At 52.0% G+C, this 25,294-nt stretch carries 24 protein-coding genes; 20 read left to right on the plus strand and 4 right to left on the minus strand.

Translation table 11 applies throughout. The features are described from left to right. Positions 1-2: 2 nt before the first annotated feature. The gene (locus tag HB779_RS08140; protein WP_188345225.1) at positions 3-3,497 is read right to left on the minus strand and encodes a PAS-domain containing protein; all 3,495 of its coding nucleotides are present in this window, start codon (positions 3,495-3,497) and stop codon (positions 3-5) included. A gap of 224 nt (positions 3,498-3,721) precedes the next feature. Here HB779_RS08140 and mscL point away from each other — a divergent pair, with 224 nt between their 5' ends. The 3 genes from mscL to HB779_RS08155 all read left to right on the plus strand — a co-directional run bounded on the left by mscL (position 3,722) and on the right by HB779_RS08155 (position 6,523). Further along, positions 3,722-4,135: a large conductance mechanosensitive channel protein MscL gene (gene mscL, locus HB779_RS08145; protein WP_188345226.1), complete on the plus strand. Its 414-nt coding sequence runs from the start codon at positions 3,722-3,724 to the stop codon at positions 4,133-4,135. Positions 4,136-4,307: 172 nt separating this feature from the next. Continuing rightward, the gene (locus HB779_RS08150; RefSeq protein ID WP_188345227.1) at positions 4,308-5,474 is read left to right on the plus strand and encodes a pyridoxal phosphate-dependent aminotransferase; all 1,167 of its coding nucleotides are present in this window, start codon (positions 4,308-4,310) and stop codon (positions 5,472-5,474) included. Next, positions 5,471-6,523, plus strand: a complete 1,053-nt coding sequence (locus HB779_RS08155) for an AbrB family transcriptional regulator (RefSeq protein WP_188345228.1) — start codon at positions 5,471-5,473, stop codon at positions 6,521-6,523. Before HB779_RS08150 ends, HB779_RS08155 begins: the two co-directional genes overlap by 4 nt. A 55-nt stretch (positions 6,524-6,578) precedes the next feature. Here the strand turns inward: HB779_RS08155 and hemA are convergent, their stop codons facing one another. Both hemA and alc read right to left on the minus strand, forming a co-directional pair. Next, positions 6,579-7,856, minus strand: a complete 1,278-nt coding sequence (gene hemA, locus HB779_RS08160) for a 5-aminolevulinate synthase (RefSeq protein WP_188345229.1) — start codon at positions 7,854-7,856, stop codon at positions 6,579-6,581. Between the two features lie 123 nt (positions 7,857-7,979). After that, positions 7,980-8,990, minus strand: a complete 1,011-nt coding sequence (alc, locus tag HB779_RS08165; protein ID WP_188345230.1) for an allantoicase — start codon at positions 8,988-8,990, stop codon at positions 7,980-7,982. A 154-nt stretch (positions 8,991-9,144) separates the two neighbouring features. Between alc and galE the strand changes: the two genes are divergently transcribed. Further along, the gene (gene galE / locus HB779_RS08170) at positions 9,145-10,137 is read left to right on the plus strand and encodes a UDP-glucose 4-epimerase GalE (protein ID WP_188345231.1); all 993 of its coding nucleotides are present in this window, start codon (positions 9,145-9,147) and stop codon (positions 10,135-10,137) included. 13 nt (positions 10,138-10,150) lie between these two features. On the opposite strand, the gene HB779_RS08175 is transcribed toward galE, so the two are convergent. Then, a complete protein-coding gene (locus HB779_RS08175) occupies positions 10,151-10,639 on the minus strand; it encodes an MgtC/SapB family protein (protein ID WP_188345232.1) in 489 nt (162 codons plus the stop codon). A 146-nt stretch (positions 10,640-10,785) separates the two neighbouring features. Here HB779_RS08175 and HB779_RS08180 point away from each other — a divergent pair, with 146 nt between their 5' ends. From HB779_RS08180 to HB779_RS08255, 16 genes are all read left to right on the plus strand, one after another. Continuing rightward, positions 10,786-10,971 (plus strand): hypothetical protein, encoded by a 186-nt coding sequence (locus tag HB779_RS08180; protein WP_188345233.1) that lies wholly within the window; start codon positions 10,786-10,788, stop codon positions 10,969-10,971. Between the two features lie 383 nt (positions 10,972-11,354). Further along, entirely contained in the window at positions 11,355-12,056 is a 702-nt protein-coding gene (locus HB779_RS08185) for a polysaccharide deacetylase family protein (RefSeq protein ID WP_188345234.1), read from the plus strand. Positions 12,057-12,058: 2 nt separating this feature from the next. After that, positions 12,059-13,063: a glycosyltransferase family 2 protein gene (locus HB779_RS08190; RefSeq protein ID WP_188345235.1), complete on the plus strand. Its 1,005-nt coding sequence runs from the start codon at positions 12,059-12,061 to the stop codon at positions 13,061-13,063. Between the two features lie 445 nt (positions 13,064-13,508). Next, entirely contained in the window at positions 13,509-15,638 is a 2,130-nt protein-coding gene (locus HB779_RS08195) for a type VI secretion system Vgr family protein (RefSeq protein ID WP_188345236.1), read from the plus strand. A 10-nt stretch (positions 15,639-15,648) separates the two neighbouring features. After that, complete coding sequence (locus HB779_RS08200; RefSeq protein ID WP_188345237.1) at positions 15,649-16,035, plus strand: hypothetical protein; 387 nt, start codon at positions 15,649-15,651, stop codon at positions 16,033-16,035. A 2-nt stretch (positions 16,036-16,037) separates the two neighbouring features. Continuing rightward, the gene (locus HB779_RS08205) at positions 16,038-17,255 is read left to right on the plus strand and encodes a DNA/RNA non-specific endonuclease (protein ID WP_188345238.1); all 1,218 of its coding nucleotides are present in this window, start codon (positions 16,038-16,040) and stop codon (positions 17,253-17,255) included. 3 nt (positions 17,256-17,258) lie between these two features. Next, entirely contained in the window at positions 17,259-17,651 is a 393-nt protein-coding gene (locus HB779_RS08210) for a hypothetical protein (RefSeq protein WP_188345239.1), read from the plus strand. A 1-nt stretch (position 17,652) separates the two neighbouring features. Continuing rightward, positions 17,653-18,075 carry a hypothetical protein gene (locus HB779_RS08215; RefSeq protein ID WP_188345240.1) on the plus strand — a complete coding sequence of 141 codons (423 nt, stop codon included), beginning with the start codon at positions 17,653-17,655 and terminating at the stop codon, positions 18,073-18,075. A gap of 100 nt (positions 18,076-18,175) precedes the next feature. Beyond that, complete coding sequence (locus HB779_RS08220) at positions 18,176-18,913, plus strand: PoNe immunity protein domain-containing protein (protein ID WP_188345241.1); 738 nt, start codon at positions 18,176-18,178, stop codon at positions 18,911-18,913. Positions 18,914-18,950: 37 nt separating this feature from the next. After that, positions 18,951-19,673: a GAD-like domain-containing protein gene (locus HB779_RS08225; RefSeq protein ID WP_210302613.1), complete on the plus strand. Its 723-nt coding sequence runs from the start codon at positions 18,951-18,953 to the stop codon at positions 19,671-19,673. 193 nt (positions 19,674-19,866) lie between these two features. After that, the gene (locus tag HB779_RS08230; RefSeq protein ID WP_188345243.1) at positions 19,867-20,508 is read left to right on the plus strand and encodes a hypothetical protein; all 642 of its coding nucleotides are present in this window, start codon (positions 19,867-19,869) and stop codon (positions 20,506-20,508) included. A 206-nt stretch (positions 20,509-20,714) separates the two neighbouring features. Further along, positions 20,715-21,695, plus strand: coding sequence for a hypothetical protein (locus tag HB779_RS25390; protein ID WP_244642488.1), 981 nt, complete (start codon positions 20,715-20,717; stop codon positions 21,693-21,695). A gap of 232 nt (positions 21,696-21,927) precedes the next feature. Next, entirely contained in the window at positions 21,928-22,179 is a 252-nt protein-coding gene (locus HB779_RS08240; RefSeq protein WP_188345244.1) for a hypothetical protein, read from the plus strand. Positions 22,180-22,190: 11 nt separating this feature from the next. Next, on the plus strand, positions 22,191-23,213 hold the full coding sequence (locus HB779_RS08245; protein ID WP_188345245.1) for a DUF2169 domain-containing protein: 1,023 nt from the start codon (positions 22,191-22,193) through the stop codon (positions 23,211-23,213). Further along, positions 23,213-24,250, plus strand: a complete 1,038-nt coding sequence (locus HB779_RS08250; protein WP_188345246.1) for a hypothetical protein — start codon at positions 23,213-23,215, stop codon at positions 24,248-24,250. Before HB779_RS08245 ends, HB779_RS08250 begins: the two co-directional genes overlap by 1 nt. After that, complete coding sequence (locus tag HB779_RS08255; RefSeq protein ID WP_188345247.1) at positions 24,247-25,284, plus strand: PAAR-like domain-containing protein; 1,038 nt, start codon at positions 24,247-24,249, stop codon at positions 25,282-25,284. Before HB779_RS08250 ends, HB779_RS08255 begins: the two co-directional genes overlap by 4 nt. Positions 25,285-25,294: the final 10 nt, after the last annotated feature.

Consider the following 25,294-nt stretch of genomic DNA (forward strand, 5'->3'; position numbering starts at 1 on the left):
GTTTAATCGCTGTTCGACGTTTGCTGGAAATGTGAGAGAAGGGCTCTCAAAATAGCTGGCCGCACTGGTTTGTTGATGATGGAAACATCTTCGGCAGCAGCGCGGTCTCGCAATTGCTCCGAACGCTCTGCGGTAACGAGTGCTGCTTGGATGTGGCAGTCAAAGTGACCACGTGCAAAGCGCACGAGATCAAGACCATTCTCATCCTTAAGGTTGTAGTCAGCGAGAATAACCCCCGGACTCGCGGCCTGTTTTGTACAATATTCTTTTAAAGCTGCACCACTGCTGACGCCATGGGCCACGCATTTCCACGTCTCCAGTAACTCTTTCATACCGGTCAGTGAGCGTTCGTCATCATCGACGCAAAGAACGACCAGCCCGTCCAAACGGCCATAGCGCTCCGTGGCGGGATGCTCTTCATTGACGGTCAATGTGGATGTCTTCGAGATGGGCATTTTGAGTGAGAAGACGGTGCCTTTTCCAATAACGGAAGAAACATGAATGGGCAGATCAAGAACCTTGGCGATGCGCTCGACGATGGAAAGACCGAGCCCCAAGCCATCGGATTCTTTCATACCTTCTGAGAGTCGGGAGAATTCACGAAAGATGATATTCAATTTTGATTTTGGAATGCCAATACCCGTATCAATGACCTGAAGCTCGATCTGGCCATTGCGACGCCTTGCACCGACAAGAATCTTGCCTGACTTGCAATATTTGATGGCATTCGAGACCAGGTTTTGGAGCAGGCGACGCAAAAGATTGCTATCCGTCGCGACAATGGCTGAACTCTTAACAAGTTTGAGTTCCAGACCCTTCTCTTGCGCTGCAGGTTGAAAGTCCCGAACGATCTGCTGCAGGATTGTATCAATTTTGAAAACTGAAATGACGGGTTTGAGCGCACCGGCATCGAGTCTTGAAATGTCGAGAAGCGCGTTGAAAATGGACTCGACCGCCTCAAGCGATGAATCGAGATTACCCACCAGCTCCTTCTCGCGTGATTTCCGCAGCCTTTCGTTCAAGGCTGATGAGTAGAGCCGTGCAGCGTTCAACGGCTGCAGAATATCGTGGCCCGCGTCGGTCAAAAAACGGGTCTTGCTGATATTGGCTTCTTCAGCGCGGCGTTGTGCTTGCCCCAACTGCTGGTTTGCAAGCGTCAGTTCTGCAGTACGCTCGCGCACCCGCAATTCCAGATATTCGTTGGTTTGGCGCAAGACAGTGTCTGTTTCAACAGCACTGGTTATATCGGTAAAAGTTGTAACCAATCCGCCGTCGGGCATGGCGTTGGAACGAATTTCGATCGTCTGGTCCGTGTTTTTAAGTTTGATGCGCCATTGAGCAGCAAACCTGCCCAACTCATCGGGAAGAGGCTGTTCGTTCATATCGGTCATGTCGCCGCGCGCAAACAGATAGGAAATGATGCTGCTGAACGGCGTGCCCATGCGTTGCAATCGTTCAGGAAGATGCAGAATGAGCTGGAATTGTCTGTTCCAGCACATGAGCTGGTATTGCTGATCAAAAACGCCGATCCCTTGGTCCATCTGGTCCAGCGCCGTTTGCAGCAGGTACCGGTTTTGCGCCAAAGCACCCGTGGCATGGTCAAGCAAAATTTGCGCTTGCCGCTGCGATACGCTCGTCGGCCCCATGGCAAGTGACAGGATCATCCGTGCTGAGGGAGAACCAACAATGCCTGACAGCAACTGTTCGGAAAAATGAACGGTTTTGAAGTCTGCCGGGTCTTCTTCATCCAGCACACTCCTTTCCTGTTCCTGAAATGCCTTGAACGCCAGATGGGCCTGCTCGGAACCAATATATTTGGATATGGTCTGCTTGAGCTGGCCGATAGTAACGCTTGATTGCAGGTTCTTGATGGATACAGGCGATGTGCTGTTCTCGGCCATGAATACGGATGCTTGGATACGTTCCAGCGGTGTTGCATTTTTGGAGAATGAGCCGATCAGGAAGAACAAAAGATTGGCGAAAAGGCTCCATGCCAGACCGTTCGCGTACTGACTTGCTTCAAGCCCGAACAGAGCGTGTGGCCGTAAAAATGCTATTCCGATTGGGCCATTCTGAATAAATGAAGCTGCATGGTCAAACCAGGCGGGCAGGATCATTGTATAAGTCCAGACAATAAATCCGGCAATCATGCCCCAGGCTGCGCCCCGGGCGGTGGCATGTCGCCAGATGATTCCGCCCACAAACGGTGGAACCAGTTGCATCATGCCAACAGCGGAAATGAGTGCCAGTTCTGAAAAGTCGACTTTGCCAAAAATCGTGAAATGATACAAATAGGCGGTCAGCATGATGCCTATAATGACAAGTCGCCGCACTTTCGGAATGATATGTGTAAAATCCGAAACGGCATCCCGCCCTTTGCGCGCGGACCATCTCAACAGCACCGGTAAAACCAGATCGTTCGATATCATGATGGACAGGACAATTGCCGGCAAAACCAGCATTGACGATGCTGCGGAGATACCTCCCGTAAACGCAATCGCGCTCAACCAGTTCTGATTGGCAAAAAGGGGCAGCGAAAGAAAATAGAGATCAGGGGATGCTTGGCCCAGGCCGTGAAACACCAAAGATCCTATTGCCGCCAAAGGCAGTACAAACAATCCGGTGATGAACAAGCAAACGGGGATGAGCCAGCGGGCCATCCGTAACTCGCGTTCGCTGCGGTTTTCAACGACGGTGAGGTAAAACTGGCTTGGCAGAAGCAAGACAGAAGCTGCCCCGATGAGAATAAGTGCGATTATATTGCCAATCGAAGGAGTGAGGTGAATGGCTGGAATCTGTGCCTGACTTATTATCAACCGGTCTAATATTTCGGTGGGCGTGCCGAACAAAAAAGCTATGGCAGCGATTCCGATAAAGAGAAAAACGAGGAACTTAAATCCGGATGCCCATGCCAACGCGTGCACAACGCCTTCATAGCGGTCGACGGCCCGAATGGATTTTCCAGTATTCAAAATAGCAAAGAAAGACAGAAAGCACAGCAGCGACAGGAGCAACCACTCGGATTGGTGGACCTCTCCATGCGTATGAGGGGCATACGTTCCCCAGACGGCATCATACAGATAATGGATAGCTATAAATTGGAGGGACAAATAGGGAATAAGCCCTATTGTCGCGATGAATGTCACCAGAGCTGTGACTGAAAAGCTTTTGCCGTAACGGGCGCCAATCAAATCGGCGATGGATGTAATGCCTTCCGATTTCGCCAGATTGACGACTTTCTGCAGGAATGGGAAGCCAATTGTAAAGGCGAGGACAATGCCGATAAACAAGCCCACAAACTCAACACCATTTTGCGCAGCATAACCCAAAGCACCAAAAAACAGCCAACTGCTGCCGCTTGATGCAACACTCAATGCATAGACGAAGGGCCGGTCAGCAGCGTTTTGAGTTTCGTTTCGCCGATCAACGGTTCTGATCCGCATATATTGTGTCAGGAAGTATACAAAAGTAACGAGCGTTCCTGCCAAGCCCGTCATGGACCTCCCCCTCTGTCAATTCGCGAGGCGCGTTCATTTAAAATATACTGATTTCAAACCGGTATCACGAAAAACCGTTTGGGGTTCGAGGGTCAGGTTGCTTCGACGATAAAACTTTTTGTTAATAATTTGGGAACATCTGTTACTGTCAATCAGTGTTGCAATGTGCACCACCGGGGACTGACAATTTCGAATTAACACAGAATATTGGAGAGTGGTATATCATGCTGAAGGAATTCAAAGAATTTGCCTTGAAGGGCAACATGGTTGATCTCGCCATAGGTGTGATCATCGGTGCTGCCTTTGGCAAACTGGTTGACTCGATTGTAGCTGATCTTCTCATGCCAATTATCGGTTTGGTTACCGGTGGCATCGACTTTTCCAACATGTATATCCAGCTGGCGGGAGCGCCAGCCGCAACGCTGGCAGCTGCACGTGCAGCCGGCGCTACATTGGCTTACGGTAACTTCATTACCCTGCTCATCAACTTCCTGATTATCGCATGGGTCCTCTTCATGGTTGTAAAGGCTATGAACAGACTGAAGAAGAAGGAAGCTGCTGCTCCTGAAGCTCCAGCTGCTCCAACCAAGGAAGAAGCGCTGTTGACCGATATTCGCGATCTTTTGGCCAAGCGCTGAGAGTTCGCTTATCTGTTTCGAAACCCCGGCCTGGCGCCGGGGTTTTTGTTTTTACAATTGTCAGCAATGCGTCAGGAGACCATCATTTGCGCTGATGGGAACATCACAAATATACACGTGATTATTGAGCTTTGTTGCGTTAGGTCTGCCCTAACAAAAGCGGAGAAATCGGATGGGTTTGATCGAACATTTGCGTCACGAAGCGGCGGTGGCACCGGAGAGTGGTATTGTTGCCGTGATGAACCATGGCAGGCGTCAGGAGGGAGTGATTCCGCTCTGGGCTGGTGAAGGTGATCTGCCGACCCCCGATTTCATTCGCGATGCTGCCAGTGGCGGGCTCGCCAACGGTGAGACGTTTTATACTTGGCAGGCGGGTATTCCGGAGTTGCGCCAAGCGCTTGCCGATTATCACAAGCGCCACTTCAATGTAGATTTGCCGGTTGACCATTTTTATGTAACCGGGTCTGGAATGCAATCGATCCAGCTTGCAATTCAAGCGACGGCGGGAACGGGAGATGAAGTTGTCTACCTGTCACCGGCATGGCCGAATTTTGCCGCGGCAGCCGGCATCGCCGGTGCGACGCCCGTGCCGGTCATACAGGATTTTACCGGTAATGGCTGGACGCTTGATCCGCAGAAAATTCGCGATGCAATCACGTCGAAGACCAAAGTGCTGTTTATCAACACGCCCTCGAACCCTTCCGGCTGGACCGCTGATATCGAGACTCTGAAGGAAATTCTGGCCATTGCGCGCCAGCATGGTCTTTGGATCGTTGCAGACGAGATCTATACGCATTTCTATTACGGCGCGCGCCGGGCACCATCATTCTTCGATATTATGGACCCGGATGACCGCATCATTTTCGTGAACAGTTTTTCGAAAAACTGGGCCATGACCGGCTGGCGCGTTGGTTGGATGACCGTGCATCCTTCGCTCGGGAAAACCGTCGAAAACCTTATTCAATATTCCACGTCGGGTGTTGCGCAGTTCATGCAGCGCGGTGCTGTCGCCGCGCTCAATCAGGGTGACGAGTTTATCCGTATGCAGGTCGAGCGTGCCCATAAAGCGCGGGATATCCTCTGTGCCAAGCTTGCTGCTACGGGCAAGGTGCGGCTGTCACCGCCTGCCGGGGCATTTTACGTGCTGTTTGGTATTGAAGGGATCACGGATTCCTATCGTGCCGCCTTTGATATCGTCGATGAAGCCAAGGTTGGCCTTGCGCCGGGAACGGCTTTTGGCGATGGTGGCGAAGCCTTCCTGCGCCTGTGTTTCGCCAGGCGTATCGATCAGATCGAGGAGGCAGCTGACCGCCTTGCTGACTGGATCCGGAAACGTTGAATCGCATACACCTGAATAATACCCAAGCCACGATCATCTCGCTTCTGATTGCTTCGGCAGGTGCCTTTAGCGCCGGCTTTGTTGGCCTGCCTATTCCGTTTTTGCTGGGATCGACTCTCGCCGTGACGGCTGCATCGCTTGCAGGCGTACGGATTCATCTGCCGGATTGGTTGCGTGTTTTCGTATTTTTCATGCTAGGCATCCAGGCCGGCTCGGGAGTCTCGCCTGATACAATCAATCAGATGGTGCTCTGGCCTTTCAGTTTTCTCATGCTGTTTGTTGCCCTCGTTCTGGTGACGGGCCTGACTTACCTGATGTTGCGCAAGGGTTTCGGGTGGGACGGTCCAACTGCCCTGTTTTCATCGCTGCCCGGTGCGCTTTCATTTGTTCTGGTTGCTGCGATGGGAACATCGGCGAACATGGTCAAGATCACGGTCGTCCAGTGTATCCGGCTGCTTCTGTTGATCGGATTTCTTGCGCCGTTGCTCGCGATCATCGCCCGCAATGCCCCGCATGTGGTGGTGGAGATGAATTACAGCTGGACAGTCACCGAAGCGGTTGTTCTGGCTGTCTGCGGGCTTCTCGGCGCGGTGCTGGGTCATTTGACGCGGGTTCCGGGGGGTATGATGCTTGGTGCTTTGATGGCAAGCGCTGCCCTGCACGGAGCGTCGATTGTGACAGCGGCTGTGCCGCGCTCCATCGCCGATCTCGGTCTGATTATTCTTGGGGTGTTGATTGGATCACGTGTGGGGGCTGAACATCGAACAAAGCTCGTACGTTATCTGCCTGCTGCACTTTGCGCGTTCCTCATCGGTACAGCGGCTTCGTTCCTTGCGGCTCTGGCGGTCTGGTACACGCTCAATATCCATCCCGCACAGATCGCACTGGCTTTTGCTCCCGGCGCGCTGGAAGCCTTGACGGTTATCGCGTTTTCACTGGGCGTTGATCCGTCTTATGTTGCTTCGCACCATGTGGCGCGTTTTCTGATGATCGCGCTTGCCGTCCCTTTTCTGGCCCGTTGGCTCAACACAGGCAACGGATCAAAATAAAACCGGCATTTCGGAGAAATGCCGGTTCTGAAAACGCTTTTATAAAGTGGCTAAATCAGCCGCCAGCTTTCGATACAGCAAGTGTGACAACCCGCGTATTTGTTTCGATAACCGGTAAATTGTCTTTGGCGAATGGAATGCCAAGAGCCGTCCAGACTTCTACCAACGCTTCTTTCAGCTCAACAACGAGCTCATCGGAATGGAATGGCGTTGGTGTTATGCGCAGGCGCTCGGTGCCGCGTGGAACGGTCGGGTAATTGATCGGCTGGATATAGATGCCATGAACTTCAAGAAGGCGGTCACTTGCCATCTTACACAGTTCCGGATCGCCGACGTGAACCGGCACGATATGTGTCTGCGATTCCATAACGGGCAGATTGGCTAAAGCCAAGACATCCTTGGCAAGCTGCGACTGGCGCTGATGCAACCGGCGCTCTTCCTGCGAAACTTTGAGATGCCGGATCGACGCCGTCGCTGCAGCGGCAATAACAGGCGGAAGGGCGGTCGTGAAGATGAAACCCGGAGCATAGGACCTGACAGCATCAATCACGGTCTTGGAACCGGTGATATAGCCGCCAAGTGTACCAAAGGCCTTAGCCAATGTTCCTTCAATGATATCAATCCGGTCCGCGAGGCCTTCCTGGTCGGTGATGCCGCCGCCGCGATTCCCGTACATGCCAACCGCGTGGACCTCATCAATATAGGTCATCGCATTGTACTTTTCGGCCAGATCGGCAATCGCCGCGATCGGTGCAATATCGCCATCCATCGAATAGACGGATTCGAACACGATCAGCTTGGCACGTTCCTTTCCTGCTGCTTTGAGCAGTTCCTCAAGATGAGCGACGTCATTATGCCGGAAGATTTTCTTCTCCGCCCCGGAGCGGCGCACACCTTCAATCATTGAAGCATGGTTCAGCTCGTCCGAAAGAATCAGGCAGTTCGGCAGAAGGCGCCCAATGGTCGAAATAGAAGCTTCATTTGAAACGAAACCGGAAGTGAAAACCAGACCGGCTTCCTTGTTGTGCAGGTCTGCAAGCTCGCTTTCCAGCTCGACAAGCGGATGGTTGTTGCCTGAAATGTTGCGTGTACCACCGGCGCCGGAACCCATACGGCTCGACGCATCGTGCATCGCCGCGATAACAGCAGGATGCTGACCCATGCCGAGATAATCATTTGAGCACCAGACGGTGATTTCACGTGTGGAATCCGCCGTACGCCAAAGCGCGCGGGGAAATTTCCCCACGATCCGTTCCAGATTAGCAAAGACCCGATAACGCTTTTCAGCGTGCAATTGGTCGATCGCGTCTTCGAAAAACCGACGATAGTCCATGAACTGCTCCTGTATCATGGACTTACTAGCGTTTTTGCCGGTTAAAATCCATGATGAGTAGGTGGGCAATTTGCCACGCTTGGCAAATGACAGGGCACCCTAGGTGCAAGGACGCCCATGTTTTCAAATAGTTCCGAAAATTCGCAGCCGGCTGACACCGCCATCTGGAAAAATATTCAGGCGAACATGGCTTACCGGTCCCGCTGGCAATAAGTCAGCCATCGCAAAGTCATGGACGGCGTCCATCGAGAGCTTCTTTTCCGGTAAAATCTCCGGCCAAAACATGGAAGAGGTGACAACAGACTGCGAAAGACCGCCTGCTATCCGGCCAAGATTGGCACCGTGTACCGAGCAGCGATCAGGATAGTTGCCTTTGTAGTGGGCAGTATCGACAACGATGCGGCTTATAGTGCCGGTATGGCCAAGCTGAACAATCAGCCAGTCATTGCCGGGTTCGCGCCGCCGCCGGGTTTCCCAGCCATCGCCCATATTGATGCCGCGCCCGGGCGACAGCAATCTGTGCAAAGCACCATAATGCGCATCGGAATAGGCGAGTACACGCCCCCCATTCAGCGCTGATGCCAGATCGATCTCTTCGCCCTTGGCAACCGCGGACCAGTCACGCCATGGTTCGCCATAAACACGCAGCCGTGCAACGCCGCCATCGGGATAAATATGCAGCCGCACATGGGTCCAGACCTCGTGGCTTGTGTGGGCAAAGAAATGGCTGCTGGAAGCTCCAAGCGGGCTTTGTGGTAACAACTCCATCCACTGGGTTGTCTCCGTTGGGTTGCCCTCGACGCGGCAACCCTCAATGGCACAAGCAGGCGGATAATTGCCGGTGAAATGGCTTGTATCAACATCGAAGCCATGGATGATTCCGGGGGCGGCGAGTTTTACAACCGCAAAATCATGGCCGGGGCCGCGCCGGCGCCGGGACTCCCATCCATCCATCCATTTTCCATGGTCGTCATATTTGTCCGGATAGAATATGGCTGGCGCATCATGGAGTAATCGTTCCAAAGGTGCAAAAAACTCATCCGTGGCAAAAACCGCCTGTGCGCCCAGCCCCGCTGAGGCTAGATTGATGCGATCTTTTGTGAATTCGGGGAGGAGGTTAATTGGGGGAACCATTCTTGCCTTTGCCTTGCCTTCATGTTTTAGAACCGGCAGCCTGATTTGCACTGCGTATGTCGGACTTATGATGTCTGTTCAGAGCTTTGCACACCTGCCAAAATGCGGCAAGATGGCCAGTGAACAGCGAACTTGATGTTTCGGGGGAAAGTGCATGACAGTACTCGTGACCGGCGGTGCGGGCTATATCGGCAGCCATATGGTCTGGGAATTGCTGGATTCCGGTGAATCTGTTGTTGTCATCGACCGGCTTTCAACGGGATTCGAATGGGCCGTGCCAGCAGAAGCCAAGCTGATCGTGGGTGATATCGCTGATCAACAGCTTGTGCGTGAAACAATTTTACGCAACTACGTTGATGCCGTGATCCATTTTGCCGGTTCCGTCGTCGTCCCGGATTCAGTTCGTGATCCGCTGACTTATTATGAAAACAACACATCCAAATCGCGTTCGCTCATTGAAGCAGTCGTGAAGTCTGATGTGAAAAATTTCATTTTCTCATCAACTGCCGCCGTCTATGGCGACGGCGGGATGGCGCCGGTGACGGAAGATACAAGGCTCCAGCCTGAATCTCCCTATGGCGTCTCCAAACTCATGACCGAATGGATGCTGCGCGATACCGCTGCAGCACATGATTTCCGCTACACGGCTTTGCGCTACTTCAACGTTGCCGGTGCGGACCCCAAAGGCCGGTCCGGGCAATCAACGCGGGGCGCAACGCATCTGATCAAGGTTGCCTGCGAAACAGCTCTGGGCAAACGGCCCTATATGGAAATCTACGGCCATGATTTTCCGACGCCGGATGGCACCTGCGTGCGTGATTATATTCATGTGAGTGATCTTGTCGTTGCCCACCGCCTCGCGCTGGAACGCCTCAGAAATGGAGCAAGCAATCTTGTTGCCAATTGCGGCTATGGCCGCGGCTATTCCGTTCGCGAAGTTATCGAGAGCGTTGAGCGCGTCCATGGCGCGCCGATTGATGCGCGCCTGACTGATCGCCGCCCCGGTGACGCTGCCTCGATTGTCGCCGACAGTTCTAGGGCTCGAAAAGATTTGGGCTGGGTTCCAGATCTGGACAATCTCGATACAATCGTCGAATCGGCACTGAAGTGGGAGAAATCCTTGAAGAGCCGCAATACCGCCCGCTGATTGTGTAAAAGCACTATTTCCCCTTGGTTTCCTTTTTGAGTGGCAGCATCAGGCGCAGCGTCAAAAAGGTGAAGAGCGAAATAATGAAAGCAACGTCATAGCTTTCAAGCCCGACGGCCACCCCAATCGCGCCTGTCGCCCAGATGCTGGCTGCCGTAGCGGTCCCCCGCACTGAATCTTTCATCTGCAGAATAGCGCCGCCGCCAATGAAACCCACGCCGGTAATCAATCCTTCGATGATCCGTGCCATGGCTTCCGGATGATCGCCCATAGGACCTTCAGCCCCTTGAATAAATCCACAGCTTGCAAGTGCAACGAGAGGAAAGGTTCGCATTCCAGCGCTGCGTTCTTCAATTTCCCGCTCCCAGCCAATTGGGAAGGCCAGGATATAGGCAATAGCCAGTGCAAACGCGTGAGGAACGATAGGCAAAGAGTTAAGGTACTGAAAAGTTTCAAGCAAAGCACACCCCCGAATATAAGAACGTTGCTTCACAACGCCCATTGTTCGGGATCGGTTCCCGATTTCCACCTGCATTTCGTGCATGCGGCGGAGAGACACATTGTCTTAATGGACTTAAGTCTAGAAAAGGGGAACCTTCTTCGGTGGGAAGGTGTTGTAAAACCATGAAGAAGAGTTGGAGTAATACGATGGACGGCGCCACCCGGACCAACGAAAAACAGCTATCACGTATTTTGCGACGACAGATATCCCAGTCGTCCTACCGCACTGCCATACGCGCAGCCGGTATTTACAAGATCGAAGAATCCGTGCCTGAGAGCCTTCTCGATCAGCTTCGCCGCCTTGATGTCGCGGAACAGAAGCAATTAAAGTAACGGGACTGCGGTTTCCGCCGCATACAGTTCCGTAAAAATGCGCCGGAGTGGGGATTAAAATCCATCCCCTCGAGTCACTTTACAGGCCGCCAGCATCATCCGGGCCCTCTGTTCCTGCGCATTGGCAATCGCTTCTGAGTGCCCCTTCGATACGCAACACAACGGTCATGAATTCACCATGAATTTTGTGTGATATGCCAAAATCTAAGGGCGATTCAGGCTCGCCGTCATAAATGAGCAATGTGGTTGGTAAAAATGATAATTGCCGCGGTAGAGGCTGAATATTTTAGAATAGAGGCGCCATAGCATACTGGCGCGGCATCGCATTTTCTGCGGAATAATCCGCGTTCATTTTCCCATTCATTCATTCGAGCCAGCACACGATGCCAATACCCATCCTGATGTATCATCAGATCGACAAGCCCGCCGGACGTGGCACCCCTTTTCGCTACTTGACGGTGGCACCTGATAATTTTCGCCGCCAGATGAAATGGCTCAAACGAATGGGCTACACTGGCCTGTCGATGCGCGATCTCATGCCTTATTTGCTTGGCGAAAAGTCAGGGAAGGTGGTCGGCATTACCTTTGACGATGGATTCCGCAACGTGCACACCCACGTTTTGCCGGTCCTTGAAGAAACTGGTTTTACCGCCACGAATTATTTCGTCAGCAACCAGATCGGCGGCTTTAACGAATGGGATGCGCCCGTTGGCGTTCCATACGCGGCCTGCATGTCAAAAGCTGAAATGCGTGAATGGGCAGCGCGTGGCCACGAGGTCGGCGCGCATACACTTGATCATGTTCATCTGCCAGCTGTTTCGTTGAGTGAAGCGCGCCGTCAGATCACGGATGTGCGTCAAGCTCTGCAGGATATGACGGGAGAGGCAGTCGATGCGTTCTGCTATCCCTATGGTGATCTATCGCCTGAAGTCAGACAGATGGTGGAAGATGCCGGGTATACGAGCGCCACAACAACGCGCCGCGGAAAAGCCCAATATCAGGACGATATGTTGCTTCTGCCGCGTAAAATCATACGGCGTACGGATGGCTGGCTGAATACCATTCGTAAGTGTTGGAGCAATTGATCATGTCTGAAACTGTGCTTTTGAATGGGACAACACACGGCCTGCGCCGCATCTGTATCGGAACCGTTACACGCAATCGGCCGCTTATGCTGAAAGAGCTGTTGCAATCCTATGCGGAAATGCTTGTGCCCGAAGACGTGCGGTTGCACTTCGTCATTGTTGAAAACAATGATGAGCCTACGCTGACAGATATTGTTGCCGCATTTCGCCAGCGGGTGCCGCAATGGACAGTCCAGTATGAGGTTGAGCCGCGTCTTGGCATCGCTTTCGCACGCAACCGCGTGCTCGAATGTGCTTTGGATGCCGGCAATGATCTTCTCACTTTTGCCGATGACGACGAATTCGTGGCGTCAGATTGGCTTATTGAACTTTTAACAGAACGGGACTCGGCCGATCTGGATATCGTGGGATCGCCGGTGCGCGTTGCTCTTCCGGCACTGGATGCATCCTATTGGGAAAAGCTGGTCTGGTCGGGAATGGATAGGCGTAACCGGCGCGGCGAAATCAAAGCTCTGTATAGCCGCAGTCTCGGCCAGGTTGATCGCATACGCATCGCAACCGGCAGCTGGATGGGGAACCTGGCATTCTTTCGCCGCACTGGATTGCGTTTTGACAATGGCTTGGCGCTGGCAGGGGGAGAAGACTGGCGTCTTTGGGCAGACGCCCGCAAACTTGATGCCAAAACCGGCTGGACACCGCATGCGGTCGCTTACGAAACCGTTCCGCTGGACCGGCTTAGCTTGGAATATCAATACAGACGCAGCCGGGACAACACTGTCGTGGCTTTGAAAGCCAAATTGAAGAAGCGGAGAATCATGACCCTGCTTCGTCTGCCGGGCTCGTTTATCGGTAGAACGATATCCCTATTTTTCTACGTCGCGGCTATCCCTTTTACCCGCGGCGAAACGCTTGTGCGGGCAATCCTGTGCGTTGGGAGCATGGCAGGACTGGCTCTGGCTGTTTTCGGCAGGGACTCCTCGCACTACAACCGAATTAGCGGATCGTAATGCTGGCTGCTCTCGCAGCCGCCACGCTCCAATTCCAGATTAACTTCGGTGCCTTACTGATCGTTAAGAGTACCGGACACTATGGCTATTTCGCCAACCGCTACGATTTGGCGATATGTACAATATGTGCAGGAAATAACTGACATATAATCGTCACCGCATTGTATCTTGCTTCCATTATCCTTTTAAAAGATACTTCAGTATTGCTGGCAATTTGTCGCTAGGGCGCACAAAGGGGGACGATGCTGATTTACTAGCAGATCGACTGACTTTGCATCTGCACCGACCAATAGCAAATTTGTCTCGACCAAAATCACAACCGGAGTGACGTGAAAACAACAAGAGGAAGCGGGGGTGGACTGATATCCGTTCTGCTTGTTATTAAGTAAGGGATCGTCCACTTTAGCCCATTCGATTTATCTCAATCTTAGAGTATCGGACCAAAATGGAATTTGATTTCACCGACGCAGGTTTGATCCAGGCCGACCGCATTCTTCGTATCTCGACGCCTCTCGGGACCGACGTGCTTCTGGCGGAGAAGGTTGATATCAGGGAAGAGGTCAATGGCCTCTTCGAGATGCATGTGGATGTCAAATCCAAACGCACCGACATCAAGCCGGAAGAGCTTGTCGGCACCATAGCCGATGTTTCGCTTGAGATCGCCTATGGCCAGCGGCGTCCGTGGAACGGACTGATCACCGGATTTCGGGAAGGGCCGCCCGTCTCGCGCGGTTTGCGCTCCTATCGATTGGTCATTCGTCCGCAATTATGGCTGCTGTCGCAGCGCTCCGATTGCCGCATCTGGATGGATATGACCACGCTGCAGATCGTGGAAACCCTGCTTTCTGAACATAATATCAAAGCGGCTGTAACGGGCGGTGTCATCAATCCTCCGGCCCCGATCCATTATTCAGTTCAATGGAATGAAACGGATCTGGCCTATCTCACCCGCCGGCTGGAATATGACGGGCTGTTCTTCTGGTTCGAGCATGAGGACGGTCAGCACACTTTGCATGTGGCCAGCCATCCCTTTGGTTATACGGAAGGCCCCGAGACAGACGTGCGTTTTGCGGCAGGCTCAACCGACCGCAACCACATCAGTGAATTTGCCAGAGATTACCAGTTCACGCCGGGCAAACGTGCTGGCGGCGACTGGAACTTTGAAAAGCCGCAAGGACCGCAGGGCGCCATAACCCCTTCAACGGTTTCACTGCCGAAGAATGCGGAATATGAACTGTTCCACTATCCCTCGAAGGCCTTGGATCAGTCGTCCAATGAACAGGCGTCCAAACTGCGCATGCAGGCGGTAGAAGCTGATCATGAGAAGATCGAGGGCTCATCGACGGTCAGAACGCTGGCAGCGGGACGGAAGTTCAAACCCTATGAAGTCGCTCATCCTGACCACGCGTTTGAAGAATATGTGGTCACCGCCATTGTCCACCGGATTGTCGACCATTCCTATGAAACGGTGCAAGACGGCACGCTGGACTATTCCAACAGCTTTATAGCGCTGCCAAGCAGGCTTCCGGCAACACCGCACCGGGCAACACCCCAACCACGCATAGATGGCTCGCAGGTGGCCATCGTCGCCGGTCCTGATGGTGAAGAAATTGACCCGGATGAATATGGACGGATCAGGGTCTGGTTTCCGTGGCAGCGTAAACGCGCCAAGAAGGACGGCTCCGACACCTGCTGGATCCGCGTCATGCAGTCTTGGGCTGGTGGTGGTTTCGGGGCGCAGGTCATCCCCCGCATCGGCATGGAGGTGATGATCACTTACCTCGAAGGCGATCCTGACAGACCCGTCGTGACTGGCATTGTGCCCAATCCGAGCACGAAGGTGCCGTACACGCTACCAGGCAACAAGACGAAGAGCACGTTCCGGACCAACACGCACAAGGGCGAGGGTTTCAACGAACTGACTTTCGAGGATGAGAACGGTCAGGAAGAAATCTACATGCATGCGCAGCGCGACAATCGCGTGCATGTCGGCAACAGCCGCTCCAAGCGCGTTGATAACAATCAGGCCGAAAGCATCGGCCACAACAAGACGATCGAAGTCGGCAACAACCATCACGAAGTAATCGGCGGCAACATGACGCTGATGGTCGGTCCCAACATTCTGCAAAAGGGCGTAACGGCGGCCATGCAGGTCCTGCGCTCCAAAACGCGCGATCTTCTGTCATCCAATCTCGGCGCATTCACCGATAAGCTGGGCTTCCTCTCCGATCTGACCATGGGCGAAGGCAACATGGTCATCGGCGTCGGCAAAAACAAGGCTGAGACAGTGATGGTCAGTTCGACGGAAATCGTTGGAGCTGCCAAGGCGTTGACTGTAGGCGGAGGCTATCAGGTGACCGTTGGCGGCGTCAAAAATGAAAGCGTTGCCATTGGTTCTTGGGAAGAGGTTGGCCAAACCAAGGTTACAGTTGTTGGCCACAAATATGAGATTGTTTGCGGCAAGTCCCGGATTCTGATGGAGCGCAATGGGACGATCACACTTGAAGGTGTGAAGCTACTCATCAAGGAAGAAAAGGAAATGAACGTTAAAGCAGGCAAGATCAATTGGAACTGAGGTCCTTATCATGATGAAATTACTTACGGGAGAGTGGCAAGCTGCCGAACAGGAGAACAAGACCCTTCGGGATGCATTGCGAACACAGTTTTGGCAAGAGTGTGGGATCAAACCGGCAAAGAATACATCTGATATAGACATCACTCCGTCTTCGCGTAGTGATCTTCTACAGTCGTTGATACAAAAAACAACATCCGGCAAAGAAGATGATGTGAATCTAAAAGATATCACATTACTTGCAGGCACCCAGACCGCTAATCTGGCAATCGGTTCATTTTCTCACGGTGCGAATCTTGCGGTGGATATGATGCTTTTGGCACCACAGAGCCTACGTAAGTACTTCATAACAAATGAAAAAACATCTTATGAATGGTCGGAATTTGAGGCTGATCGCTGATCATGGGTGATGTTTCCGGTCTTTCACCATCGGGTAGCAACCCTGGAGTTGGGCTTGATCACACTGCGAATTCACATTTGGGCAATTGCTCATACGGAGCTTTTGTTGGTGAAAAATTTTACGCGTATGTAGCTGTAATAGAGATGCTCCACGTCTTGGCTACAGACGAAAATGCTCGAAAGCAACTGTTTGAGAGTATTGAAGGAAGTGATTTCTGGCAGTGGCAAAAAAAACGATCGGAAACGCTGGGTTGGACCTATGAATTTTTAAAAGAGCGCTGGTTTGGTGACCCTGCTAAATCTGAAGAGGCACGTGAAAAAGCCAAAGGAACTTTAGAAGAATGGACAAGCCACCGAGATGGCTTTCTTGAATCCCTGAAGGACTCCTTGCTTGGGTACTACAATGAGATTGTAAAACGCTATCGCGAATGTGGTGTAGCCTATGCATTTTCAACTGTCGCTATAGATGGTGCGTTCACTTTAGGAGAATTGGCTATTGGCGCAGGCATCGCTGGCGCTGCCTCGAAAGTAATAAAAAGCTTGCGCTTTTTCTTCCGCAAGACTCTTGAAGGCCATATCAGAATTCGCGTCGAGAATCCAAATGGTGGCCATTTCGAAAAAGCATTCACGAAGCACGAATTAGAAGCTAAATACGGGGCGCCGGAAGACAATCACACCGGAATTCTAAGCCCTGACGAAAATAAGGCCGTTGCCGCTGGCTCCGCGGCCAATGGCAAACACAAGATGACACGCTCAAAGGGTCTGAAAACTAACGAGAACGAAATTACTTATGATCCCAAAACTGGCCGTCCAATTAACGCAAAAGGTACACTGCGTACGGATTTTGGATCGAGCCCGCGAGGTGATAATGCGACAGCTGTTGGAAAGCTGGGACAATCAGGCGATCAAGGCGGGCATCTTGTAGGCCATCGATTTATGGGTGATACCCCAGATTACGGTATCGCGCCCCAAGCTGGAAACCTGAATCAAGGTGCTTGGAAGACAATGGAAAACGAATGGGCGGATTGGGTTAATAAAGGTTACGAAGTAGACTACAATATCGATGTTTATCCCCCCGGCTCAGTGAGGCCAGACTCCTTTGATGTGTCATATGCCGTGAAAGACCCAAAAACCGGCCAGATAAAATACCAGAAAAGCAAAGAATTTGAAAACAAAGCTGGCGAGACTTTTGACCGTATTCGATTCAGAGACATGGAGTAACAAATGTCAGAAAATATAGAGCTGCTGGAAGATATTGCTCGTGCTACTTTTTCATCAGACAGTTTAAAAGAGCTAAACTGGAATGAAGTTTCCGTGGTGTTTGAGGTTAATCCCGATGGGAAAGTCGATGGAACCTACGGCTACGCCTATGACATAGATAATAAAGCCACGGCAATTTCAGTTCGCCCTCGTGATGTCCGCCCAGCCGTTAGTGCCTATCGGGAATGGCTTCGTTTGGAAGGTGACAAAGGCTTTATTAAAATGCTTTTCCAGTTCAACCGGAAGAGCCGCAAAGTCAACGCGCTGTTCGAGTTTGAAGACCCCACGCGCTGGCAGGTGACACCAAAAAATATTGATACCATCGTAGAAGAATTACGTCCAAATCTCGGCGGTTGAAATGAGCAATCATCCATCGACCGCTGCTGAAGTTTCTGAAGCTAAGCGTAAGCATCTGTCAAAGATAGCGGCAGCCTTGATTGCGAGTGATGAACTTGATGATCCCCGATGGAATGAACTAGCGGTTGTCTTTTCTCTTTCTGGGGACGGACGCAGTTTTGGCAATAGCGGTTATGCCTATGGAGAGGAGTATGCTTGGTGGGCGATAAGCTTCTCCGTCGAAGAAATCAGGCCATTAGTGCTTGGTTATTTGCACGATTTCCAAAATCCCCTTCCCGACGGATTGATCCAGGTATTGTTTCAATACAACCGCGAAAACGGCTATATCCGCGTTGATCAATCCATGGATGTGCCCGCTCGATGGCTCATCACACCGGACAATGCACGCGCTATGATTGAAACAATGCGGCCCAATCTCGGATAAGGGTAGGGTCTGCCGAAGTGCTCGTCTACTTTGTTATGGAAAACGCAACCAGAGAACATAGCAGCGTCGTCGGTCTAGAGAAGAGCAACAGGACTAGCCCGTGCGTGACAATTTGAAATCAAAAGCGTTTTTGGACGAACTCATTGCTGAGAATAATACTGGAATCAAAAAACTATCGGATCTTCTTGACAAATCCCCCGATGCGTCGATTGAAGACAAGATGCGATGGGCATTCGCGAAGAATATGGAATATCAGGAAAAAATCGTCGCCATGTACACACGCGGAGATGTGATTGCGGATATTAACATTGTTTATCTCGAATTTCTTGACGATTTCTGGGCCCTTGTGGACATCGCCCATAAGGATATAGGCTACGTTAAAGAAAACTATGCTTACAGTCTCGACAAGTATTATCGCATTATGGCTTGGGCGATTCTGTTCAATGTCGATTTAGAACGGCGTAAAGAATTCGTCGAAGATCTTGACTTTTTTGGCCAGCAAAAGCCTGGCGATATCATGCTGTCGAAGGCCGGGCTGATAGACCGCCAGTCAGTAGATCGCCTTGGCGGCAAGTCTGCCTTTGAACCATTGTTGCAGGCGCTTGAGACGGAAAATTCCGGACAACAGGAAGTCGCTATCAGTCAATTTCTCAAAAACTGGTACCCCACTTTACGCAAAATGAATGTGGCATGGATCGACAATCACAAATCCAAGCACGATACTTATTTTGGCTACTGGTGTTTTGAGGCTGCCGCTGCTGTGAAGGTGCTTGGGCTTGATCCAGATGTTTTCAAGAACACACCTTATTTCCCCTACGATCTGGTAAGCAGAAGTTGAGTAGAAGTGAATGCAACTCGTCTATCCGGGAGAGTGGATGCTTAACGATGATTTTGAATACCGCATTTCACGAATTGGCCTTCCCGAAGATGGTGTGCATCCCACTGCCGAACAACTAGCATTTGCGCGGGGCCACCTACCATCGAGTTTTGTCGATTTTCTGGAACAATTCGGTTTTGGCAATTACTTCGACCGTGGTGTCCAATTTGTTGATCCGCAAAGATTTCGTGCCGTTCTAGCGCTCATTTTTAAGGCGGATCCCGATTTCAATCACAACGACTGCCACGTCATCTCATACTCCGCTTTTGGAAAGCTAAAGGTCTGGTCTGAACGGCATTGGCTCGTCACGATTGACCTGCTTCAATATCAGATCTGGTGCCATAAGTTGTTCGCAACCGAATTTAAGGCGCCATCGTTGCCGTCGATGGCTATCAGGCAAATCACCGCAGATTCAACGGCTCATAGCCTTCTGCCGCGGGAAAAAGATGACCGTGAATGCTGGGATTTCCATCAAAAACCTATGTTTTCCCAATGCATAAAACAACATGGCCCCCTTCAAGAGGGAGAGTGTTTTGGTTTTGTCCCTTCCCTGGGTCTGCTAGGCTTTGAAAGCCCGCTTCGCGTGGTCGAGAATGTCAAACGGTTTCAGGCATTGGAACATTCTGCCATGACTGCGCAGATGAAACCGTTCTTTTTGACCCGCATGTCAAGCCAAGGCTATGAATACAAGCGTGAGATTGGTGCTCCTCAAACCGAATAATATACAGATATGCGAAAACCTTATTGCATAATCGCCGCAGTAACATTTTCTGCACAAAATAAGGTTGGTTTGATAGATCGTCAGCCGATTGACCGCATTGGTGGCAGACTTGCATTTGAACCGCTGTTGCAAAGCCAGGCAGCTTTCCGTCGGCACTCAGGGAACTGATTAAAACAGGTGATGGATAGCAAAAATGGCTACACTTGAAGATTGGAAAGTAAAGCTTGCGGGCCACAGTGGTTTGGAGAAGAGCGAGTTTGCTGATTTAATTCCACGCGATGGCAATGAGCAGTTTATGCAGGAAGCATTTGCGACGCTGCCTAATGGACAAATCTTGATTGAGCGCATCAAGCGGTTGTTGAGCGAGAACGACAATTCTGGGCTCTACGTCATTCCGAAGAAAGAGAACCATAGGCCAGAGACCGAAATAACCACAATGTTGCGCGCGTGTTGTACGAACGTGGCCAATTATCTTGATCAAATCAGCAATCCAGAACTGGCATCACACGCTCGCAATGACAAGATTCAGGTCGTATACACAAATGATGCATTCTACCAAGCCATTCACGATGAGCCTTTCCCTCACTCTGAGGCACTGGCCGAAGTTGAATACCAGTTCATAGTCTGGATGAACAAAATCGGAAAATACATGTTTCCTTTGAACGAGGCTATATTGGGGCTCACGAAATACCCAGCTGTAACGCGATATTTGCTCGAAGATGTCGTTGGTTTCCCTCTTGAGCACAAGCCATATTATGATCTGTGGAAAGCTGGCGGCGACGTTTATTTCTTTGCCGATCGCATACTGATGCTGTGCGAATATGGGAAAGCATAAAGTTATCAATGAGCTGTGCCATTTTATGCGTTGCAACGCACTCCTGACCACTTTGTTTTAAGTGAATTTCCGCAGGTCAGGGTAAAACTATCCTTGCAAGAACCTGGGCCAAAACGTCTCGATAACACCCCAGCACTCAGCGATAAGTCAGCACATACTTTTAGGGGTTTAGAATAATGAGTTCTGGTATTTAGGAGTTAATTTATATGACTACACCGTCCGAACTTCGCTCCATCGTTGCTTCGATATTTCCGAAGTGGCTGGAGAGTTCAAAAAATGTTCCACATCAATTGGATATAGATGATTTAAAAGAGTGGCTGGAAGACGGAGATGATCACCGATATTCTATTGGACGATATCAGTATCAAATTTCGCATTATAAATTGAAGGAATATATCGTTGCCGCGCTTAATGGAGGCTCAGATGCCAATGAACTTGGCTTGATCGCATTGCTGTCGATGCGCGGGTTTATATATAGCGTTGCTGTACAAGATAAGAATACCAACAGTGGCATTTCATTTCAAAACTATAGCAACACGTTGGCGCTTCTGATCACGGTGGGCTGGCGGGAGCAGGCGGAACTCTATGCACGGTATGGCTTAGAACAACTTGCGCGCTTCGGCATAAAACGCGGCAATTATGCGGGCGGAGCGCTTGGTATAGGTGTTACGTTTGACCAGACATTTCCGTATTTCATGATGGACCTAGCCAAGGACTGGCTTGGGGCCAATATAAGCACTTTGACAACATACAGGCAGGACGAAATCCCCGATCTGGGCGGATGGTCGGAGCTTTTCCAAAATTGGCGCGAACATAATCTGGAAAAGTTCAACGATATTCTCAACAGAGCAGCAGATTTTCATGTTGAGCAGAGCCATGACATGGTCGAACAAGGCCGGGACGATGACCCGGATTATGTCCTGAAACACTTCGAGATCGAAGAGGACAAGTACTGGATATTCCCGGTTCTGCTTTTGGCTGTGCTAAGGTTGCGAGAGTGGGAAGGCATCAAAAACCCCGAACTGACGCACGACCTTTTCTGGGTCAGTCCCCTAGGCCGGTTGCCAGAGATTCCTCCTGTACCATCGGACCAATTCTATGATGCTGTCGATGCAAAATTCAGGAAAATGTTTCCGGCGACGCCGACGCTCGCTGATTTACCACGGCTACGCTCAGAACAGTCCTGAAAACTACCTATGAATTACTCAGGTGCAACCATAGCCGCGACTTTTATGAGGTGCGCTTGTATTGATTTGTCGCGAAATCCTTCGGCATTTGCGGACAGGATACAATAACCGGATTGTACCTCTGTCTGACCGTTTGACCCGGGTTGCGGGCTGTGATTGAGTGGGATTTCGGTACTATAAACTTGAGATGTTTCGCAGTTATTCTGACCGTCGGGGCTGATAGGAGAACAACGTGAACGACAAGCCTAAGTTTGACAAACTGAACGCAAGTTCGCACGGCACGGCGAACGATGCATGGTCTTCGCTGATGGCGCTGGCAAGGTTGATCTCGGTCAATGAGACGACGGGAACGTTGACAATCCAGAACGGCAAGTCGCGCATCGTGCTGCGTCAAGACGGTATGATTACCATTGAAGGCGAAACGATCAGGCAATTGGCCGCTCGCAATATTGTCCTTGATGCCGGCGTTATCGATCTCAACTGAGTATATCCGCAATGTGGGACGTCACCAACCGGACACCCTTTTCCGAACAGGGCTATTTCGCGCGCGACAGGCATGGCGCGGAGCATTGGGTCATCGCGGTTCGGGGATCATTCTCAGTGCTCAAGAGCGGGCTGGTGGAGCTGTCAGATGCGCCGGGCCCCGTGAGGCTGGTACCGACCTACAGGAAGGAAGATGCTGCGGAATTGACAGCTGAAACAGACATTTCTCCGTTTCGGCCCCAAACCGATTTTACAGTTCAGGGCTTTGCCTGCGCCCCGGATATGGCCGCCGTGAGACAGCTGCCCGTGCGCGTCTCGGTCAACAATGTTCACAAACACGCAGTGGCGTTCGGTCAGCGCCGTCTGAATGTTTCGCGGAACGGCGCCGCTATTTCCAGCCCCGAGGAATTTGGCGGTGTCGCTCTGACGTGGAAGAACAGTCTTGGCGGTGCCGATCCGTTTGATCAGCGCGAAGGTGCCGAACCGCTTTCGCATAATCCGATTGGGACCGGCTGGACGGCTTCCTGGGGGAAGCTCGCCTCAGGGTCGGAAATCGCGCTGCCTTTGATCGAGAATCCCGCGAACCTGATAAGCTATGACCGGCCGCTGCCAAAACCGCATGGTTTTGGTCCGCTTCAACCGGCCTGGGAGCCAAGGCGCAGTCACGCCGGGACCTATGATGAAAAGTGGCGCGCAACGAAAGCCCCGCTGCTTCCGGATGACTTTTCCGATCGTTTTTACCAGTCTGCACCCCAGGACCAGATATTTGATATGAAAGGTGGAGAAACCATCGAAGCCGAAGGGTTGCACCCGGACGGCATTTTCTCGTTTCGTCTGCCGCAAATCGTGCTGCGCGCCACCACATGGATGGGACAATCGGCATCTGAGACGCGGTTCCGTCTGATCGCTGTTACCTTGAATACGAAAGACAAGCGGATCGATATGGTCTGGAACTCAACAGTTCCGTGTAATGGACGCGATACGGCAATAAGGAATTGCAGTGTCATCCTGAAGCAAATGGCGGGAGTGACCTGATGGTCGGATCGCTCGCCGGTATTCGCGCCCTCGGCGTATGCTGCCCTCTGGGCATGTCATTCAAGGAAACGGCCGAATCCTATCGGCAGGGTGAGCGCAATTTTGTAAAATCCTCCGATGTGATAGGGCCAGACGGTTTGCCTGTCCGCATTGCCTGCGTCTTCGCCTTTGGTAAACCGCGCAATTTTGAGCTGCGTTTGCAACGGCTGTTCGAGGCGGCCGTTGACGACTTGAAATCACAACTGCCCGAGAATGCCGAACGGGCTGATCTGCGATTGCTGGTTCCCGACTGGTTCATGGAAAATCCCTTGCGCGAGCCGCTGCAAAGCTGGATCCTTGAACAGTTTGGCAATTGGTTTGCCACAGTAACCTTTCTTTCCGGCAAGGAGACCGTCTTCCTGGTGGAACTGGCGCTCGCTCTCCAGTCGGTCAATGATGGAAACTGCAACAGCTGCTTTGTCGGAGCCCTCGATAGTTTGATGCACGCTGAATTCATCGACATTCTGGCGCTGCAGGACCGCCTTCTGACTAAGGACAACCCGCATGGCGTTATCCCCGGCGAAGGTGCAGTCATTGCTTATGTCACGCCTGGTGAGCAAGGGATAAATGGCAATCTGGGTACGGTGCTTGCTGCCTATCGGGGGTTTGAGGAGGAAAATTTCAGACAACCGCAAGGTATCCTTGGCCGGGGGCTTGCCAAGCCATTGACGCTCGCACTGCGTGATTGGCAGCCCGACCGGTTCATGGTCAATCTCAATGGCGAGCGGTGGCGTTCGGAAGACTTGTCTTTTGCGCTCTCGGCGTCGCCGTCACTGCCGGATCATCTGGCTGGGGATTTTGAAACGCCGCCGCTTTATTGCGGGGAATGCGGTGTTGTAACGGACGCGATCATGACCGCGCTGTCGCTCGTTCCCCCGCCCGACATGTCGGAAGACCTGTCTTCCAAAAGTGTTATCACGCATATTGCCATCAGCCAGCGCAGCGGGTTGCGCTGTGTCGGCGTCACAGAGCGTTACGTGGGGGAGAATCCGGTGTGAACGAGACAGTCGCGATCAACGGCATAACCCTGTGCCACAAAAATTCCACCGGTTGGGTTCGTTCCACATTGCCGGATGTCTGCAAGAGCCCGACAATACCGGTGCCCTATACAAATATCGCGTTTGCCCGGGATCTCGCCAAGGGCACAACGACCGTGCTTTCACACGGCGGAGCGATGAATGGTATCAAGGGCTCGGAGTTCTCGATATCCTATGGCGATGAGCCCGGAGTTGGCGGCGGTGTGATATCAGGCGTCAACAAACACCGTGCGACCTTTTTGTCCTGGTCGCCGAATGTTTTCATGGAAGGCAAGCCGGTCACCCGGCTTACCGACCGCATGTTGATGAACAAGGGCAATACGATTTCCGCAGGCGGGTACTATACTGGACCAGTGACAGGACCAGACAAACCTCTGCTTGATATTTTGTGCAATATCGCATGTGAGTGCAAGGTAGCCGGTACCGCCCAGCAAACCTGTGTCGATCTGGCCGTCAAGGCAATGCCGCACACGCCGCAAAACGGCATTTTCTCCGAAGTGACGTTCGATCCCTCAGGCAAGATGTACACCATGCCCGACGGCACGCCGATGACCCGCATGGGTGTTCCGGGCTCGCGGCTGGATGTTATTGCCGTTGCGGGCGGACAGCCGGTCAGCTTTGTCGAAATGAAATTCCCCGGCGACCGGTTCAGAGGCAGTCAACGGTCCCGCTATCAGGCGATCGCGGCACAAAATGGCAAACAACTGAACGAAATTACCGTTGCTACGGATTGCCTTTGCACCGATTCGAAACCGGAGCCGGTGAAGGTCCCGGCAACGGAAGAAGAGAAGAAAGAAGCACCCGCCAGCGCCGGACTGACGACGGGAGAGAAGGTGGCTGTAGGGGCAGGGGGCCTTGCGGTGGTCGGTGCGATCGCCTGCATTGTTCTGGAACCTTGCGGAGCGATTGTCGCCGGTGGAGCGGCCACTGCTGCAGCGGCGACGGCGGCATTTTTAGGTATCGGTACCTTGGTCACAGCCGCGGCTGGTTCATGATGTTGAAAAG

Source organism: Phyllobacterium sp. 628, assembly GCF_014189505.1.
Taxonomy (GTDB): domain Bacteria; phylum Pseudomonadota; class Alphaproteobacteria; order Rhizobiales; family Rhizobiaceae; genus Phyllobacterium.

Coding starts and splice junctions, on each gene's coding strand:
- HB779_RS08140 (WP_188345225.1), bottom strand. CDS start 3,497: ATGACGGGCTTGGCAGGAACGCTCGTTACTTTTGTATACTTCCTGACA.
- mscL (WP_188345226.1), top strand. CDS start 3,722: ATGCTGAAGGAATTCAAAGAATTTGCCTTGAAGGGCAACATGGTTGAT.
- HB779_RS08150 (WP_188345227.1), top strand. CDS start 4,308: ATGGGTTTGATCGAACATTTGCGTCACGAAGCGGCGGTGGCACCGGAG.
- hemA (WP_188345229.1), bottom strand. CDS start 7,856: ATGGACTATCGTCGGTTTTTCGAAGACGCGATCGACCAATTGCACGCT.
- alc (WP_188345230.1), bottom strand. CDS start 8,990: ATGGTTCCCCCAATTAACCTCCTCCCCGAATTCACAAAAGATCGCATC.
- galE (WP_188345231.1), top strand. CDS start 9,145: ATGACAGTACTCGTGACCGGCGGTGCGGGCTATATCGGCAGCCATATG.
- HB779_RS08175 (WP_188345232.1), bottom strand. CDS start 10,639: ATGGGCGTTGTGAAGCAACGTTCTTATATTCGGGGGTGTGCTTTGCTT.
- HB779_RS08180 (WP_188345233.1), top strand. CDS start 10,786: ATGGACGGCGCCACCCGGACCAACGAAAAACAGCTATCACGTATTTTG.
- HB779_RS08185 (WP_188345234.1), top strand. CDS start 11,355: ATGCCAATACCCATCCTGATGTATCATCAGATCGACAAGCCCGCCGGA.
- HB779_RS08190 (WP_188345235.1), top strand. CDS start 12,059: ATGTCTGAAACTGTGCTTTTGAATGGGACAACACACGGCCTGCGCCGC.
- HB779_RS08195 (WP_188345236.1), top strand. CDS start 13,509: ATGGAATTTGATTTCACCGACGCAGGTTTGATCCAGGCCGACCGCATT.
- HB779_RS08200 (WP_188345237.1), top strand. CDS start 15,649: ATGATGAAATTACTTACGGGAGAGTGGCAAGCTGCCGAACAGGAGAAC.
- HB779_RS08205 (WP_188345238.1), top strand. CDS start 16,038: ATGGGTGATGTTTCCGGTCTTTCACCATCGGGTAGCAACCCTGGAGTT.
- HB779_RS08210 (WP_188345239.1), top strand. CDS start 17,259: ATGTCAGAAAATATAGAGCTGCTGGAAGATATTGCTCGTGCTACTTTT.
- HB779_RS08215 (WP_188345240.1), top strand. CDS start 17,653: ATGAGCAATCATCCATCGACCGCTGCTGAAGTTTCTGAAGCTAAGCGT.
- HB779_RS08225 (WP_210302613.1), top strand. CDS start 18,951: ATGCTTAACGATGATTTTGAATACCGCATTTCACGAATTGGCCTTCCC.
- HB779_RS08230 (WP_188345243.1), top strand. CDS start 19,867: ATGGCTACACTTGAAGATTGGAAAGTAAAGCTTGCGGGCCACAGTGGT.
- HB779_RS25390 (WP_244642488.1), top strand. CDS start 20,715: ATGACTACACCGTCCGAACTTCGCTCCATCGTTGCTTCGATATTTCCG.
- HB779_RS08245 (WP_188345245.1), top strand. CDS start 22,191: ATGTGGGACGTCACCAACCGGACACCCTTTTCCGAACAGGGCTATTTC.
- HB779_RS08250 (WP_188345246.1), top strand. CDS start 23,213: ATGGTCGGATCGCTCGCCGGTATTCGCGCCCTCGGCGTATGCTGCCCT.